At 62.3% G+C, this 17311-nt stretch carries 15 protein-coding genes; 4 read left to right on the forward strand and 11 right to left on the reverse strand.

Translation table 11 applies throughout. The features are described 5' to 3' along the window. Window positions 1-19: 19 nt before the first annotated feature. Together N438_RS10960 and N438_RS10965 are read left to right on the forward strand one after the other, a co-directional pair. Window positions 20-1387 (forward strand): L-serine ammonia-lyase, encoded by a 1368-nt coding sequence (locus tag N438_RS10960; RefSeq protein WP_012540721.1) that lies wholly within the window; start codon window positions 20-22, stop codon window positions 1385-1387. A 138-nt stretch (window positions 1388-1525) separates the two neighbouring features. Next, a complete protein-coding gene (locus N438_RS10965) occupies window positions 1526-2467 on the forward strand; it encodes an aliphatic sulfonate ABC transporter substrate-binding protein (RefSeq protein ID WP_002915261.1) in 942 nt (313 codons plus the stop codon). 45 nt (window positions 2468-2512) lie between these two features. On the opposite strand, the gene N438_RS10970 is transcribed toward N438_RS10965, so the two are convergent. The 9 genes from N438_RS10970 to N438_RS27960 form a co-directional block, all read right to left on the reverse strand. Then, entirely contained in the window at window positions 2513-3736 is a 1224-nt protein-coding gene (locus N438_RS10970; protein WP_016161727.1) for an acyl-CoA dehydrogenase family protein, read from the reverse strand. 10 nt (window positions 3737-3746) lie between these two features. Further along, window positions 3747-5168: an MFS transporter gene (locus N438_RS10975; RefSeq protein WP_004151071.1), complete on the reverse strand. Its 1422-nt coding sequence runs from the start codon at window positions 5166-5168 to the stop codon at window positions 3747-3749. Window positions 5169-5361: 193 nt separating this feature from the next. After that, window positions 5362-6240 (reverse strand): MetQ/NlpA family ABC transporter substrate-binding protein, encoded by an 879-nt coding sequence (locus N438_RS10985; protein WP_008806262.1) that lies wholly within the window; start codon window positions 6238-6240, stop codon window positions 5362-5364. Further along, complete coding sequence (locus N438_RS10990) at window positions 6237-6935, reverse strand: methionine ABC transporter permease (protein ID WP_008806263.1); 699 nt, start codon at window positions 6933-6935, stop codon at window positions 6237-6239. Before N438_RS10990 ends, N438_RS10985 begins: the two co-directional genes overlap by 4 nt. After that, a complete protein-coding gene (locus N438_RS10995) occupies window positions 6932-7954 on the reverse strand; it encodes an ATP-binding cassette domain-containing protein (protein WP_116696292.1) in 1023 nt (340 codons plus the stop codon). The genes N438_RS10990 and N438_RS10995 overlap by 4 nt, the downstream gene beginning before the upstream one ends. Then, entirely contained in the window at window positions 7951-9357 is a 1407-nt protein-coding gene (locus N438_RS11000) for an LLM class flavin-dependent oxidoreductase (protein WP_012540717.1), read from the reverse strand. Before N438_RS11000 ends, N438_RS10995 begins: the two co-directional genes overlap by 4 nt. Before the next feature lie 73 nt (window positions 9358-9430). After that, window positions 9431-10828, reverse strand: coding sequence for an FAD-dependent oxidoreductase (locus N438_RS11005; RefSeq protein ID WP_040968836.1), 1398 nt, complete (start codon window positions 10826-10828; stop codon window positions 9431-9433). A 46-nt stretch (window positions 10829-10874) separates the two neighbouring features. Beyond that, on the reverse strand, window positions 10875-12047 hold the full coding sequence (gene ssuD / locus N438_RS11010) for an FMNH2-dependent alkanesulfonate monooxygenase (RefSeq protein WP_022065017.1): 1173 nt from the start codon (window positions 12045-12047) through the stop codon (window positions 10875-10877). Window positions 12048-12124: 77 nt separating this feature from the next. Beyond that, window positions 12125-12241, reverse strand: a complete 117-nt coding sequence (locus N438_RS27960; RefSeq protein ID WP_165818798.1) for a hypothetical protein — start codon at window positions 12239-12241, stop codon at window positions 12125-12127. A gap of 77 nt (window positions 12242-12318) precedes the next feature. Between N438_RS27960 and N438_RS11015 the strand changes: the two genes are divergently transcribed. After that, on the forward strand, window positions 12319-14262 hold the full coding sequence (locus tag N438_RS11015) for a sigma-54-dependent Fis family transcriptional regulator (protein ID WP_008806268.1): 1944 nt from the start codon (window positions 12319-12321) through the stop codon (window positions 14260-14262). 96 nt (window positions 14263-14358) lie between these two features. Next, the gene (xni, locus tag N438_RS11020; RefSeq protein WP_004142871.1) at window positions 14359-15114 is read left to right on the forward strand and encodes a flap endonuclease Xni; all 756 of its coding nucleotides are present in this window, start codon (window positions 14359-14361) and stop codon (window positions 15112-15114) included. Window positions 15115-15184: 70 nt separating this feature from the next. On the opposite strand, the gene fucO is transcribed toward xni, so the two are convergent. Together fucO and fucA are read right to left on the reverse strand one after the other, a co-directional pair. After that, entirely contained in the window at window positions 15185-16333 is a 1149-nt protein-coding gene (gene fucO, locus N438_RS11025; RefSeq protein ID WP_094917287.1) for a lactaldehyde reductase, read from the reverse strand. 27 nt (window positions 16334-16360) lie between these two features. Then, the gene (fucA, locus tag N438_RS11030; RefSeq protein ID WP_008806270.1) at window positions 16361-17008 is read right to left on the reverse strand and encodes an L-fuculose-phosphate aldolase; all 648 of its coding nucleotides are present in this window, start codon (window positions 17006-17008) and stop codon (window positions 16361-16363) included. Between the last annotated feature and the right edge of the window lie 303 nt (window positions 17009-17311).

The raw sequence follows: 17311 nt of genomic DNA on the forward strand, positions 1-17311 counted from the left end.
CGACAGCACGGGAATACATATGATCAGCGTATTCGATATCTTTAAAATCGGCATTGGCCCTTCCAGCTCCCATACCGTTGGACCGATGAAAGCGGGCAAACAATTCACTGACGATCTGATCGCACGCGGCCTGCTGGCCGACGTCAGCAAAGTCGTCGTCGACGTCTATGGCTCCCTCTCCCTGACCGGTAAAGGCCACCATACCGACATCGCGATTATCATGGGACTCGCCGGCAACCTGCCGGACACCGTCGACATCGACGCCATTCCGGGCTTTATTCAGGACGTTAACACCCATGGCCGCCTGATGCTGGCCAACGGTCAGCACGAAGTGGACTTCCCGGTCGATCAGTGCATGAATTTCCATGCCGACAACCTGTCGCTGCATGAGAACGGCATGCGCATTACCGCCCTGGCCGGTGACAAGGTGATCTACAGCCAGACGTATTACTCTATCGGCGGCGGCTTTATCGTCGACGAAGCGCACTTCGGCCAGATCGCCGATGCGCCGGTTGCGGTTCCTTACCCTTATAAAAACGCCGCCGACCTGCAGCGTCACTGCCGTGAAACCGGGCTGTCGCTCTCTGGGCTGATGATGCAGAACGAACTGGCGCTGCACAGCAAAGAAGCGCTGGAGCAACACTTTGCCGCGGTATGGGAAGTGATGAGCGCCGGTATCGAACGCGGCATCACCACCGAAGGCGTTCTGCCGGGCAAACTGCGCGTGCCGCGCCGGGCCGCCGCGCTGCGCCGCATGCTGGTGAGTCAGGACACCACCAACAGCGATCCGATGGCGGTGGTCGACTGGATCAATATGTTCGCCCTGGCGGTGAACGAAGAGAACGCCGCCGGTGGCCGGGTCGTTACCGCGCCAACCAACGGCGCCTGCGGTATCGTGCCGGCGGTGCTGGCCTACTATGACAAGTTTATCCGCAAGGTGAACAGCAACTCTCTGGCCCGCTATATGCTGGTCGCCAGCGCGATTGGTTCGCTGTATAAGATGAACGCGTCAATCTCCGGCGCCGAAGTCGGCTGTCAGGGTGAAGTGGGCGTCGCCTGCTCGATGGCGGCGGCCGGTCTGGCGGAACTGCTGGGCGGTAGCCCGGGTCAGGTGTGCATCGCGGCAGAGATCGCCATGGAGCATAACCTCGGCCTGACCTGCGACCCGGTTGCCGGCCAGGTGCAGGTACCGTGCATCGAACGCAACGCTATCGCCGCCGTGAAAGCGGTCAACGCCGCGCGAATGGCGCTGCGCCGGACCAGCGAGCCGCGCGTCTGCCTCGATAAAGTGATCGAGACCATGTACGAAACCGGTAAAGACATGAACGCCAAGTACCGGGAAACCTCTCGCGGTGGCCTGGCGATGAAGATCGTCGCCTGCGATTAATCCTCAGACCCGGCACGCGTCGGCGTGTCGGGTCATCGTCCTGAATAACTCTTTTTGTTATATCAATAAAATTTTAGTTATTTAATGGTTATAAGCGCTGTTTGTTACCTTACGCAAAACCGCTAAGGAGAACAGACAATGTCCAACCGATTCCGCCCTGCCTGGCTGCTGGTCCTCGCCGCCCTCTCTACCTCCGCGCTGGCCAAAGCGCCGGAAACCGTCAACATCGGCTATCAAAAGGCGAATATCTTCGCGCTGCTGAAGTATCGCGGCACGCTGGATGAGAGCCTGAAAAAACAGGGTATTGCCGTACGCTGGGTCGAATTCCCCGCCGGACCGCAAATGCTGGAGGGGCTGAACGTCGGTAGTATCGATCTGGCCGCGACCGGCGATGCGCCTCCGGCCTTTGCCCAGGCGGCGCAAGCCGATCTGGTCTACCTTGCCCATTCCCCCGCTAACCCGAAAACGGAAGCGATTGTGGTGCCTGAACAGTCGGCAATCCACAGCGTGGCCGACCTGAAGGGCAAGCGCGTGGGGTTGAACAAGGGGTCTGACGTCAACTACCTGCTGGTTGCCGCACTGGAAAAAGCGGGCCTCAGCTATAAAGACATCACCCCGGTCTATCTGCCGCCGGCGGATGCCCGCGCCGCTTTCCAGCGCGGGGCGATTGATGCGTGGGTGATCTGGGATCCGTTCCTCGCAGAAGTGGAAACCAACGCGAAAGCCCGACAGATCCGCAATGCCGAGGGGCTGGTGCCGCACTACACCTTCTATCTCGCCAGCCGCAAGTTTGCAGATACCTACCCGGAGACAGCAAAGCAGGTGGTGGATGAACTGGGTAAACTCAGCGCGTGGGCGAACAGCCATCAGGACGAGGCCGCCGGGCTGCTGTCGACCTCAACCGGACTGGATAAAGCCATCTGGCTGAAGACCCTGGCCCGCCTGCCCTACGGTGCCGAACGCATGACCCCGGCGGTGTATAACGAACAGCAGGCGCTGGCGGATACCTTTACGCGCATCGGCCTGCTGCCGGTGAAAGTCGACGTGCGCAGCGCCACCTGGTCGCTGGATAAACCTTGATTTTCCTGACGACGGGAAGCACTGCGCCTCCCGTCGCCGACAGGCTTACCCCGCCGTTTTCTCACCATTGCCTATCTGCCAGATAAAGGTGGGCGCTTCACCGTTCACCAGCCAGTTACCGATATTACGTGCCTTATAAATCACCGGATTATGCGAGGCGACCGTCCGCGCATTGCGCCAGTGGCGATCCAGCGCAAGGCGAGTTCGCGTATCCGACGCCCCGAGGGCATTAAACAGCTCCGTCGCCGCCCGCGGGATCCAGTCGCTGGCGATCACCTGCGCCTGCGCTGCTTCCACTTCCGCCAGCTGGTTACGCCGGGCAATCAATGCTTCGTCGTCGCTGACGTGCGCCACATAGGCCTGCTGCAGCGATTCCGCGGCCTGCAGGACCGCGGCCCGGGTCGCCCATGCCCAGCTGCTGATCTGCCCAACGACCTGCAGAACCTGAGCGTCATCGCGCGGCACGGCGGCGTTGCCGTGGCTGTACATCCGGGAGCGATGTTTGACGCCCTGCGCGGCATCCCGCTCAACCGCCAGGCCAATGCCCGCGAGGGTCGCCAGCAGCACATGCTGGTAGAAGGCGGTCTGATAGCGAAAGCGCTGGGCAAAATCATAGACATGTTCGGTTTCCACCCGAGCGCCGGTAAAGCGGGTGGTCCCGCTGCCGGTCAGCCGCTGGCCAAAGCCATCCCAGTCATCTTCCCGCGCCACGCCGGTCTGCTGGGTGCTGACCAGGGCTATCACATCGCCGGCGGTATCACTGCGTCGGGCAAACACATCGATCCAGTCGGCGTACAGCGCGCCGGTGCTGTAAAACTTCTCGCCGTCGAGTCGCCAGCCGCCCTCTGTCGGCGTCACTCTGGTGTTCACCTCTCCCAGCTTAACCGCGCCGATCTCGGTCCAGCCGCTGCCCACCAGCTCACCGTCGAGGAAGCGACGAAACCAGCGGTCGCGCCCGGCGGAATCCGGCTGATTCAGCTGATCTTCCACAAAGGCAAAGTGCGCACGCAGGGCCTGCGGCAGGTTAGAGTCCGCTTGCGCCAGCTCGATCAGCAGCGCGCTGAGCTGCGGCAGCGAAGCGCCCCAGCCGCCCTTCTCGCGCGGGATACGCAGCGTGCCGAAGCCCGCTTCTTTCAGCCAGCGGATCGGCTCATCGGGCAGAATGCGCTGCTGTTCGCGCTCCGCAGCGCCCTGGGCGATACGGGTGAATATCGGGCGGAAGGCGGCCGCCAGCGCGTCATAATCGGTGCCAGTGGAGAGCAGGGTCATTGTCAGTTCCTTATTCATGGAGTGCGTCGATATCTTCTCGCGTCGGTTCATGACGGACCGCCAGCAGGAAGAAAATGGGAATAATGGCGGCAAGCGAGACCACCCAGAACATCTGCGTGCCGAGGGAGGCCTGCAGCAGCGGCAGAATAAACAACGCCAGCGCGCTGCCGATCCCGGAGAGCGCCCGGCTGAAACCGACCCCAGTGGCGCGAATGGCAGTAGGATAGGAGAGCGCCGGGTAGATCATCAGCTGCGCCCCCGGGCCAAACCCTTCGGCGAACAGCCACAGCCCCAGCATCGCGATAGCCAGCACGATACCTGCCGTCGCGTGCGGTTGCCCCACCAGCGCCAGCACAATCAGCGCCACAAACTGCAGGGCGAAGCCGGCTATCGCCACATGACGCGAAGGATATTTCCACGCCAGATGCATACCGAGCAGCCCGCCGGTAAAAGCAAACAGGGCGTTCAGCCCCAGCGATGCCGAAATAGTTTCGAAGACGCCAGCCCCGAGGAACTGGGCAAGAATTGACGGCAGGAAAAAGGCAATCGCCGTGTACTCGAAGGAGATACAGATATTCATCACCCCGGCGACGATAGTCCGCTCGCGGTAGGGTTTTTCGAACAGCACGCGGAAGCTCACTTTCGGCGCGGGCGCGGGCTTCGCCGCCGGGACCTCATGGGCATGGATCCCCCAGGAGTCGCGTAAAATACGCACTGCAGAGGTCAGATCGCCCTGGTTCGCCGCCCACAGCGGGGATTCATTCATAAATCGACTGCGGACGGCAATAATCAGCAGTGCCGGCACGGCGCCGAACAGCAGGGAGGCGCGCCACAGCCAGTCAAGATGCTCCTGCGGCAGCAGGAAATAGAGGCCGAAGATAATGAGAAAGCAGACGGTTGAGGCGGCGTACCACATCGGGCACCACGCCGCGAGGCGAGCCGCTTTGTTGCCTTTGCCGGCAAAGCGGGAAAACTCGGCCAGATAGGACATCGCTACCGGCAGGTCGATGCCAACGCCGATGCCCATCAGGAAGCGGGCGCCAATCAACACCCAGACGTTCGGCGCCAGCCCGGCGGCGATAGCCGAAATCACGAAAAAGAACATATCGGCCATAAAAACCGAATAGCGACCATATTTATCGGTCAGCCAGCCGCCGATAATATTGCCGACGATAGTCCCGACCATAATGGACGAAGTCACCAGGCCGGTCAGCAGCGGTGAGAGCTGAAATTCACGTACAACGTCATCAATACCGTAGGAGAGCGTGGTTAAGTCATATGCGTCGAGAAAAACGCCCCCCAGCGCGAGGAAGACAATCATCCGCGCATATTTCGCTTGTTCCTTGCCGGAATTAATTAGCCGCGCCACATCCCCGACGCTACTGACCGGTACCGAAGCGATACCGGGATTATCCACTGGTAATGTACTCATTTTTTCACCTTATTATTTTGTGCAGGTCATCAGCGGTTATAGACCGCGCGCGACGAGAATCAAAACAACAAATCATTCTATAAAAATCAATATAATCAATAAGTTAATAAATATTACCAGCACAAAAAGGACGCGCTTTCGCGCATCCTCAAGGGAAATAAATAACAACGAAAATAGACGTCGTGCAGGACGCTTATTCCGCGGACACTGGAACTAATACGTCTTTTACCAGCGGGTCATCGGTGGTTTGTAACCACGTCTGGATCCGCGGGTCAGAAAAAGCCTGTTTTAATTTGACGATATTTTCCTGCGATAAATACGGTGTACCAATCACTAATTGCGAAGCAAAGGTGCGCGGCGCCGGCGGGAATAATATGCCTTTCTCACGCGGCACTTTCCCGGCGTCAAATTGCGAGACATAGCCGATGGCGGCATCCACCGAATTTAACGCCCGCGGCATGGTCAGCAGATCCAGCTCTTTAAAGACAAACTGATGCGGGTTACCGACAATATTTTTCAGCTTCGCCGTACGCGGCTCCACCGCCGGGTCGAGCGAGATCAACCCAATGCGCTGGAGCAGCCACAGGGCCTGCCCCTGATTGGCGCCATCGTCAGGCACGACAATGGTCGCGCCGTTGGGCAACGCCTGTACCGACGAGTAGCGGTCGGAATAGATGCCAAACGCCCACTGGAACACCGGCACCGTGGTCGACAGCGCAAAGCCGTTAGCGTCCACCACCTGTTTAAGCCACCACTGATGCTGATAGATCGTCCCGGCATACTGTCCTTCCGCTACCGCGCGGTCAGCCTGGACCGGATCCTGCACCCCCACCGCCTCCAGTTTCAGACCGTAATCGGGCGCAATATGCTGATTAATATACTCAATGATCCGCTGCTCGCCGGCCATCGCCGGCTCGTAGTGAATTTTTAACGTGCTGCCGAAGACCACCTGCTGGCTTTGGGTATGTCCCCGCCACCACCAGAAGGCGATGGCGAGCAGGATAATCACCGCCAGCGCCGCCAGCCAGGGCCAGCGCCGCGCTTTACGTAACTCAAATTGCTCTGTTGTCATACAAGGTTCCCCTGCGTGTGGCGTAAACGGTTGACCAGACGGTCACCCAAAAATTGAATCAACTGGATCGTGGCGATCAGGGCAACGATCGTCGCGATCATGATGTGGTTGTCGAAGCGCTGATAGCCGTACACCACGGCCAGGTAGCCGATGCCGCCGGCGCCGATGGTCCCGGCGATAGCCGAATACTCAATCATCGAGACCAGGTTTAGCGTCACCGCCGCCACCAGCGCGGGCAAAGCTTCACTGAGCTGCGCGCTGGCAATGATTTGCCAGCGCGACCCGCCGCAGACGACACCCACTGCGGTGACCTCCGCCGGCAACTCGCGCAGCGCGTTCTCCACCAGACGGCCAAAGAACGGGACGCCGGCGGCGATCATCGGCACTACCGCGGCGGGGATGCCAATCGTGGTGCCGGTCAGCCAGTAAGTGAACGGGATAATAGCGGCCATCAGCACCAGAAACGGCAGCGAACGTCCCATATTGACCACCCAGTTCAGCAGGCGGTACAGCAGCGCGTGCGGAAATAAGCCCCGCGGCGAGGCGTTAAACAACACCACCCCCACCAGCCCCCCCAGCGTGACGACAAACAGCATCACAATGGCCACCATCAGCCAGGTTTCGCCATAGGCGGGGAGCAGCAGCGAAGGGATTTCGCCCCAGGGGGTATCCTGACTGATGACTGTCGGTTTCATACCGCCTCCCTGAGCAACGGCGCGCTGTCGAGGATCTCCGCCGTTATGCCGAGCTGCGCCAGCAGGCCCTGCAGTCGCGCGGGCGACAGGCGTTCGCCCTGAAAGCGCACTCCGGCCTGCAGGCGACCGGCCAGCCGACCATTGATCACCTCGACGTGACCGCCAAGGAGATCGATCTGCAGCGCCCACTGCTGGCTCAGGCGGCTGATCCAGTCGGTGGCCACCGGCACATCCCAGCGGTAGCTCAGACGCAGCAGCAGATCGCTGTGGGTCGCTGCCGCCGGCGTCAGCGGCAACAGCTGCTGGCCGAGCAGAGAATCGGGGCGCGCCAGCAGATCTTCGATCCGCCCGTACTGGACGATCGTCCCGTCGCGGATCTCCGCCACCGCATCCGCCGCCGTGCGCACCGCGTCCATTTCATGGGTGATCAGGACGATCGCCAGCTGGTACTCGTCACGCAGCCGCTTGAGCAGAGCCAGCACCGAGGCCGTGGCCTGAGGATCGAGGCCGGAGGTGGCTTCATCCGCCAGCAGAACGGACGGGCGCAGCGCCAGCGCGCGGGCAATGCCGATCCGCTGGCGCTGGCCGCCTGAGAGCTGGGCCGGCCAGGCATCCGCTTTGTGGCTCAGGCCGACGCTCTCCAGCAGCTCGCCAACCCGAGCCTTGATATCGCGATCCACCACACCCAGCCACGCCAGCGGTAGGGCGACATTCTCCCAGGCGGTCCTGCGGCTCAACAGCGCCGAAGACTGGAAAACGGTGCCAATCGCCCGCCGTTCCCGGCGCAGCGCCTCGCCGGACAGCGCCGACAGATCCTGGCCATTGATACGAATGCTGCCGCTGTCCGGTTGCTCCAGCAGGCTGATGCAGCGCGCCAGGGTTGATTTACCGGCGCCGCTCGGCCCCACCACCGCGGTGATGGAGCGCTCAGGCACCTGCAGCGACAGCCCTTTCAGCACCGCGCTGAGCCGGCCATCCGCCGTGCGGTAACTTTTATGCAGGTCATCGATAGCGATCATGTCACCTTCTCCTCTACCGATGCCGCCGTGCGCGCATCGCGGCGGTAGCTGGCGCCCGGGTGAGGCGCGGCCAGACGCGGGCCGGCGCCGAACAGTTTTTCGCGCAGGGTCCCCTCGCGGTACTCCTGCTTAAAGACGCCGCGCTTTTGCAGCTCAGGCACCAGCAGCTCGACGACGTCGCGGAAGGTTTCGTGAGTGACGGCATAGGCGAGGTTAAAGCCATCGACGTCCGTCTCTTCGACCCAGGACTGCAGTTCGTCCGCCACGGTTTGCGCGCTGCCAACCACCAGCGGACCGAAGCCGCCGATCCCCGCCCAATCGGCCAGGGCCTGCACCGTCCACTGGCGGTTCGGATCAGCGGTCGAAAAGGCCTCCACCGCCGACTGAATGGCGTTGGTGTGCAGATACTTCAGCACCTGATCCGGCTGATACTGGCCGAAATCGATCCCCGTCCAGCCGGAGAGCAGCGCCAGCGCGCCTTCATAGCTGACGTACTGCTTATATTCCTGCCACTTCGCCTGCGCCTCGCGGTCGGTGTCGCCGACAATCACCGTCTGCAGGTTGAAGATCAGGATGCTGTGCGGATCGCGCCCCGCCTCAACTGCCCGGCGGCGAATATCCGCCACCGTCTTCTTCAGCAGCACCTTCGACGGCGCTGCGACGAAGACGCATTCGGCATGGCCGGCGGCGAACTGTTTGCCGCGGCTGGACGCCCCCGCCTGATACAGCACCGGCGTGCGCTGCGGGGATGGCTCGCAGAGGTGGATCCCCGGCACGGAAAAGAACTGTCCCTGATGGTTAATGGGATGGATTTTCCGCGGATCGCTGAAGATCTTCCGCTCTCTGTCGCGCAGCACCGCCCCGTCCTCCCAGCTTCCCTCCAGCAGTTTGTAGATCACCTGCAAATACTCATCGGCATAGTCATAGCGGGTGTCATGATCGGTCTGAGTCTGCTGGCCGATATTGCGCGCCCCGCTCTCCAGATAGGAGGTGACGATATTCCAGCCCACCCGCCCTTTGGTCAGATGATCGAGCGTCGACAGACGACGAGCGAAGGGGTAAGGATGCTCAAACGACAGCGAGGCGGTCAGGCCGAAGCCCAGATGCTCCGTCACCAGCGCCATCGGGGTGATCAGTGCCAGCGGATCGTTGACCGGAACCTGCGTCGCCTGGCGGATCGCCGCGTCGCCGCTGCCGTTCAGTACGTCATAGATCCCCAGCACGTCGGCGATAAACAGCCCGTCGAACTTGCCGCGCTCCAGCAGCCGCGCCAGATCCACCCAGTACTCCAGATCTTTATACTGCCAGGAGCGATCCCGGGGATGCGCCCACAGGCCCGGCGACTGATGGCCGACGCAGTTCATATCGAAAGCGTTAAGACGAATTTCACGTTGTGATGACATAGCTATCTCCATAGCGCGGCCCGTCGCCGGGGCGCACGCGGCAAAATGAATCAGGGAAAATAAAGGGAGGTATTCAGTACGCAGGACATCGGGAGTCCTGCGGGATCCCGAGCGTGAGTAACGCTTGCGCCGCCACGTCAGCGGCATGGTCGGCTACCTGCGGCAGGCCCATCAGTTCGCCAAAACGCCCGCGGGCGGCCGGACCGGCCACCAGCACCGGCGGCGCCTCAACGTGCGGCTCAGCCACTGCCCGGGAACGGCTGTCCACCTCCAGGCCCATGCCGAGGGCATCGGCGCGAATCAGGCCGCGGCGGGCGAGGTCCTGTAAAAATGGCTGGCTGTCGGTCAGGGCGCGGTGTGCGGGTCCGGTGGTCAGGATCAGATGATCGACGCTCAGGGTCTGCACACCGCCGCCGCGCCGCGCCAGCGTCAGACGCAGCGTTTCGCCTTCACCGCTTATCGACAGTAGCCTGGCCGCCTGCACCTGCAGACTGCCCGTGCGCTGGCGCGCCTCCAGCACCTCGGCGACCTGCGGCGCCACGCGGTAGCGGTGGACATCCCAGTAATGGCGCAGATGGCGCAGAAAACGCTGGCGATCGGCGACGCTGAGCGCCTGCCAGATCCGCTGCCCCTGCTGACGAACCGCATCCAGCACCACCTGCCAGCTCAGGCCCTGCTGCGCCGCATACGCGACGTCGAGGCGGATCTGACGCAGGCGCTGACGCAGGTTGCCCTGCTGATAGTCGCCGGGCCAGGTTGTCCCCGCGCCGCTAAGGTTGCCGCGCGACAGCAGGCCATGGCGCGAAAAGGCGACGATACTGCCGCGGTGGCCCAGCCGGTCCAGCGTCGCGACCGTATCGGCCATGGTTAATCCGGTGCCCATCACCGCCACCCGGGCGTGCGGGGCGATGGCATCGAGCGCGCCGGGCTGCCACGGGTTGGCAATCAGCGCCGGATGATGACGCCAGGCTTCGGCCTGCGGCGGCAGCGAAGGCGGTGGATGACTGATCGCCAGCACCAGCAGATCGGCCTTAAGCTGCAGGCCGCCGTCGGTGGTCACCGTCCCCTGATGAAAAGCGAGCGCCCGATCGCGCAGGTGGCGAAGCCGTCCGCCGCTGGACGCCACGGCGTCGGCAAAACGCTGCGCCACATAGCGACCAAACTGGCCGCGCTGAGGGTAGACGGAACCGTCCGGGCGCAGCGCCTGCACATCGACGGCAAAGGCAGGCTGATGGCGGTACCAATGATCGAAGGCGCCCTCTTCGTCGCCGGCCAGCTGCATGCGAGCGGCCGGGACGTTAATCCGGTGCGTCGGCTCCGCAGTGGAGTAGGCCACCCCTGCCCCGGGGGACTGGCGCGGCTCCAGCAGTGTCACGCGCACCCCGTTCGGCGCCAGGCGCAGCAGCTCAATCGCCACCGCCGCGCCGCTAAAGCCGCCGCCGATAATCACGATATGCGGTTCTGCACTCATCGCTGCCCTCCTCCGGTATGCTGTCTCATGGTCGCGCTCCGGGCCATCAGCTGGCGCTAACCTGGCGCACCGGGCGCTTATCGCCGCCGATGGTTTCGCCAAACGGACCGGTGTTCACGCTACGCGCCTTCGACGAGGCCGCGTTTTCCAGCGGCAACAGAGGCATCACCAGCTCAGCAAAGCGGTGCGCTTCTTCCAGATGTGGGTAGCCGGAGAAGATAAAGTTGCTGATGCCGAGCGCCTGATATTCGCGGATGCGTTCCGCTACCTGCTGCGGATTACCTACCAGCGCGGTACCCGCGCCGCCGCGCACCAGTCCGACGCCGGCCCACAGATTGGGCGCAATGCGCAGATTATCGCGCGACCCCTGATGCAGGGCGCTCATCCGCGCCTGGCCGGCCGAGTCCATGCGGGCGAAGATCTTTTGCGCCTGGGCAATGGTATCGTCGTCAAGATGGGCGATCAGCCGGTCGGCGGCGGCCCATGCCTCTTCTTCCGTTTCGCGCACAATGACGTGCAGACGAATGCCGTACTGCAGGGTGCGTCCGCGGGCCGCGGCGCGCTCGCGCACCACCGCCAGCTTCTCCGCCACCAGTTCCGGGGGTTCGCCCCACGTCAGATAGCTGTCGATCTGCTCGGCCGCCACATCAATGGCCGCATCAGAAGAGCCGCCGAAATAGAGCGGCGGGCCATTCTCCTGTACCGGCGGGAACAGCACTTCAGCGCCTTCCACGTGAATATGCTCGCCGTGATAGTCCACTTTTTCCCCGCGAAGCAGGCGGGTGTAAACATCAAGAAATTCGCGGGTCACCTGATAGCGCTCGCTGTGGCTGAGGAAGATACCGTCGCCTTTGTTTTCCACCGGGTCGCCGCCGGTAACGACGTTGATCAGCAGCCGACCTTCCGATAAACGGTCGAGGGTGGCCGCCATCCGTGCCGCCAGGGTTGGCGGCTGCAGGCCCGGCCTGACCGCCACCAGATAGCGCAGACGGCGGGTCAACGGCGCCAGCGCCGAGGCCACCAGCCACGAATCTTCACAGCTTTTACCGGTGGGGATCAGCACGCCGTAGTAGCCCAGACTGTCGGCCGCCAACGCCACCTGCTGCAGATAAGGTAAATCGACCGGGCGTCCACCCTCGGTGGTACCCAGATAACGGCCATCGCCATGGGTAGGTAAGAACCAGAAGACATTGATCTTGTCGGGAGCTTGCTGCGTCATTATCTATTTCCTATATAACCATATCCGATATTTATCGAAGAGATGTTTTAATTTGGTTATATGGGTGTTAGCGATAATCATGCCAATGGTGAATAAAAAATTAATCTTTTAAAATCAAGGCACTGAAAACAGCTTCGCCGCGCCACGCTGTTGCAAATCGCGCAGCCGCCGCGCATCCGCTGGCGCATTTGCAACAGCCGCGGGCCTTCCCCCTCTGGTTTCTGCGGCCGCCGCAGGATAAGTTCAGAGCGTCAACGATCGGAGGCCCGCTATGCTGAACCCAGAATCCCCTTCCACCGCTCCCGCGCTGATCGACCCGGCGTCGAAGGCCTTCCAGAGCCTGCTGGACAAGCTCGCGCCAACGGAGGCGACCGTGCTGATCGTGGGCGAAACCGGCACCGGCAAGGAGGTGGTGGCCCGCTATCTCCATCATCACAGCGCCCGTCGCCAGCAACCGTTTCTGGCCGTTAACTGCGGCGCGCTGACCGAGAGCCTCGCCGAAGCCGAACTGTTTGGCCATGAGAAAGGCGCCTTCACCGGCGCGCAGCAGGGACAGCCCGGCTGGTTTGAAGCCGCGGAAGGGGGGACGCTGCTGTTGGACGAGATCGGCGAATTAAGCCTGCCGCTGCAGGTCAAGCTGCTGCGAGTGCTGCAGGAGCGTGAAATTACCCGCGTCGGCTCACGCAAAGCGATTAAAGTGAATGTCCGGGTGATTGCCGCCACCCACGTCGACCTGGCCCAGGCGATCCGCGAGCGCCGCTTTCGCGAGGATCTCTACTATCGACTGAATATCGCGGTGGTGCCGCTGCCGCCGCTGCGCCAGCGTCGGCAGGATATCCCGCTGCTGGCGCACCACTTTTTATCACTCTATGCCCGGCGCCTCGGGCGGCCAACCCTGCGTCTGGCGCCGGAATCACTGGCCCGGCTGATGGACTATTCGTGGCCGGGCAATATTCGCGAGCTGGAAAACACCCTGCACAACGCGGTGCTCCTCAGTAAAGAAGAGGAGATCAGTCCTGCCCAGCTGCGCCTGGCGACGCTCAACGACGCCCCGGCGCCGGCGAGCGATCATGAACTGGACGACTTTATTCGCCACCAGCTGGCGCTTCCCGGCGAGCCGCTGTGGCAGCGAGTGACCAGCGCCCTGATTCGCCACGCCATGGCGCATTGCGACGATAACCAGAGCCAGGCGGCCGCGCTGTTGGGGATCAGCCGGCATACCTTGCGCACCCAGCTCGCTAACCTCGGGCTGATCAAAAGCCGCCGCCGCCCGCCTGCACCGCCGCGGGCGTTCGCCAACGCAGCCGGGGCCGATCGCGAACTGCGCATTGGCTACCAGCGCTTCGGCAGCCTCGGGATCCTGAAAGCCCGTCAGAGTCTGGAAACCGCCTTCGCCAGCCTCGGCGTCAACGTGCTGTGGAGTGAGTTTCCTGCCGGACCGCAGCTCCTCCACGCCCTCGCCTGCAACGAGATCGACTTCGGCACCACCGGAGAAGCGCCGCCGGTGTTTGCCCAGGCCAGCAATAGCGAACTGATGTACGTGGCGTGGGAGCCGCCGGCGCCGCGCAGCGTGGCGATGGTCGTCCCGCAGGAGAGCGACATTCGCCAGCTCAGCGATCTGCGCGGTAAACGCATCGCCCTCAATAAAGGGTCGAATGTCCACTGGCTGCTGCTGCAGATCCTCGAGGACGCCGGCCTGGGTCTGAACGACGTGCGGGTGGTCTATACCCCGCCGAAATATCCGCTGACCGCCAGCGACTACCTGGCGGTTGACGCCTGGATGATGTGGGACCCGCTGCTCAGCGACGCCGAACACACCGGCGAGCTGCGGGTGGTCGCCAGCGGCGAAGGTCGAGTCAACAACCATCAGTTTTATCTTTCGCGACGGGACTACCTCGCTCAGCATGGCGATATCATGCGCCGTCTGTTGACGGAGCTGACCCACACCGGGCAGTTTATCGACTCGCATCGTGGCGAAGCGGCCCGCTTACTCTCGGCAGAGCTGGGGATTGACGCCCGGTCGCTGAGCATGGCCCTCGCCCGCCGCAGCCATCGCCCGCGGCCGATGGATCTGTCGGTGATCCGCGCCCAGCAGACCATCGCCGATCGCTTTTACGCCCTCGGGCTTATCGCCAAACCGGTCCCGGTGCGCGAAGCGGTGTGGTACGGCGAACCCGCGCCGGGCGTCATCAGCCCGCTGATGGCGGTCAGTTAGCGAAATTTGCGCGTTATCTTCCTGATTGTTCAGGCGCAGATAGCCTCGATCCGATGGCGATGTTACCCTAAAGACGCTGAGAATAAGGGGGTATCTGTGGCTGTTCATCTGTTAATCGTCGACGCGTTAAATCTGATCCGCCGCATCCATGCGGTGCAGGGTTCGCCCTGCGTCGATACCTGCCTGCATGCGCTGGAGCAGCTGATCGTCCACAGTCAGCCCACCCACGCGGTGGCGGTGTTCGATGATGAGGATCGTGCCCACGGCTGGCGCCACCAGCGCCTGCCAGAGTACAAAGCCGGCCGCGCGCCGATGCCGGAGACGCTGGTGGCCGAGATGCCAGCGCTGCGGGCCGCCTTCGAACAGCGGGGGATCCGCTGCTGGGCCTCGCCGGGCAGCGAAGCGGACGACCTCGCCGCCACTCTGGCGGTGAAGGTGGCTCAGGCGGGTCATCAGGCCACCATCGTCTCCACTGACAAAGGCTACTGTCAGCTGCTGTCGCCCACCATCCGCATCCGCGACTACTTTCAGAAGCGCTGGCTGGACGCGCCCTTTATCGCCAGCGAGTTCGGCGTCACCCCAGAGCAACTGGCGGATTACTGGGGGCTGGCGGGGATCAGCAGCTCGAAGGTGCCGGGCGTGGCGGGCATTGGACCCAAAAGCGCCGCCCAGCTGTTGAACGAGTTTCAGGACCTGGAGGGGCTGTACGCCCGTCTGGCCGAGGTCCCGGAGAAGTGGCGCAAAAAGCTGGCCGCGCATCAGGAGATGGCCTTCACCTGCCGGGAAGTGGCCCGCCTGCAGACCGACCTCCAGCTGGATGGCAATCTGCAGCAGCTGCGGCTGACGCGCTAACTATCGTTAAGAGGTGCGCCGGTGCAGGGTAACTGCCTCCGGCACTGCCTGCTTTACCCGGGCCAGGCAATCACCAGGCCGCCTGATATAACCCGACGATATCGGCCAGGCTCGCCTCACGCGGGTTACCGCCGGTACACACATCCTCCAGCGCCGCCTGCGCCAGCGCCGGAATATCCTCTTTCCTGACGCCCACCTCGCGCAGATGGCCGGGAATACCGACATCGCGGTTTAGCTGGCAGACCGCCTCCACTGCCGCCTGGCGCGCGGCAGTCAGGCTTAACGCTTCCACCCTGACGCCCATCGCCCGGGCGATATCGCGATATTTTTCCCCCGTCGCCTCAGCATTAAAGCGCATCACGTGCGGCAAAAGGATGGCATTCGCCACGCCGTGCGGCGTGTTGTAAAAAGCGCCGAGCGGATGCGCCATGCCGTGCACCAGCCCGAGCCCGACGTTGGAAAATCCCATCCCCGCGACGTACTGGCCGAGCGCCATGGCTTCGCCCGCGCCGGCATCCCCGGCAACCGAGCCGCGCAGCGCCCCGGCAATGATCTCGACGGCCTTGAGGTGCAGCGCATCAGTCAAAGCCCAGGCGCCGCGGGTGAGATATCCTTCGATAGCGTGCGTCAGGGCGTCCACGCCGGTGGCCGCCTTCAGCGCCGGCGGCATGGCGTCCATCATATCGGCATCGATAAAGGCCACCTGCGGGATATCATGCGGATCGACGCAGACGAACTTACGCCGCTGTTCTTCATCGGTGATGACATAGTTAATCGTCACCTCCGCCGCGGTACCCGCGGTGGTCGGCACCGCGAAGATCGGCACGCTGGGCTGACGGGTGGGCGACAGCCCCTCGAGGCTACGGACATCGGCGAATTCCGGGTTACGCTGAATAATACCGATCGCCTTACAGGTATCCTGCGGCGAACCGCCGCCGATGGCGATCAGGTAATCCGCCCCGCTGCGCTGAAAGGTCTGCAGCCCCTGCTGGACCACGGCAATGGTCGGGTTTGGGATCACGTCGCTGAACATATCCCATGCCAGCCCGGCGGCATCCAGTTTGTCGGTGACTTTCGCCGCCACGCCGCAGCGGGCGAGGGTGCTGTCGGTGACGATCAATGCTTTGCGATAGCCGCGCCGCGCTACTTCATCGGTTAATGCGTTTATCGCCCCCCGGCCAAACCACGCCGTTTCGTTGAGGATCATTCGGTTTGCCATCGCGTCTCTCCTGTTAGCGTTGCGGCATCACTCTTCAATACGTAATCCGTAGGTTTTGAACTTCTCCAGCACGATGGCGATCGCCTCGTCATCCAGCACCGGTACCGGGTCGATAATCGCCAGGGTGCTGAGGTAGAGCTGGGCCAGGACTTCCACTTCATGCGCCAGCCAGAGCGCTTTCTCCAGGCTGGCCTCGCAGGCGATCAGGCCATGATGCTGCAGCAGCGTGGCTTTGCGGTGCTTCAGCGCTACCGCGACATGCTCAGACAGCTCGCGGGTGCCGAAGGTGGCATAGGGCGCGCAGGGGATCGAATTCCCGCCGGCCGCGGCGATCATATAGTGGATGGCCGGGATGGGCCGGTTGAGGATCGACACCGCCGTACAATGGACAGCGTGATTGTGGACCACCGCCTGGGCATCGGGCCGCGTCTGGTAGGCCGCCTGATGAAAACGCCATTCGCTGGAGGGCAGTTTTCCCTGCTCATGCTGGCCGTCGGCATCAATAAAGACGATCTTGTCTTCCGTCAGCTTTTCATACGGGATACCGGTGGGGGTGATCAACATTCCTCCCTGATAGCGCACGCTGACATTGCCGGCGGTCCCCTGATTTAACCCCAGGCGGGTCATTTCCAGGCAGGTATCGATAATCTGCCGGGCCAGTCTGTTTCTTTCCATTGCGTTCCTCTTGTGGTGACTCATCATCCGTCAACGGCAGGGCAACAGAAATATCGTCGGCTACCGTGGGATAGGGTGAATAATGGTCTTCATCATCAACCTGAATAATCAAAGGGGAATTTTCATGACTATATTTTGTGAACCGCGTCAATAATTCCGCCATGAATAAAGCAACCATGCCCATTAAGAGAGTGTTTAAAATGCCCGTTCTTAATAATATTTCATCAAGCGGGCATTTTATTTCTTTGTAACATTTGCCCGTTTTCCACGATATACATTCATTCGGTCATTAGCGTTGTGGTT

Origin of the sequence: Klebsiella sp. GL120222-02 (assembly GCF_003097195.1) — a bacterium.
In the GTDB taxonomy this organism is placed as follows: Bacteria; Pseudomonadota; Gammaproteobacteria; order Enterobacterales; family Enterobacteriaceae; genus Klebsiella; species Klebsiella variicola.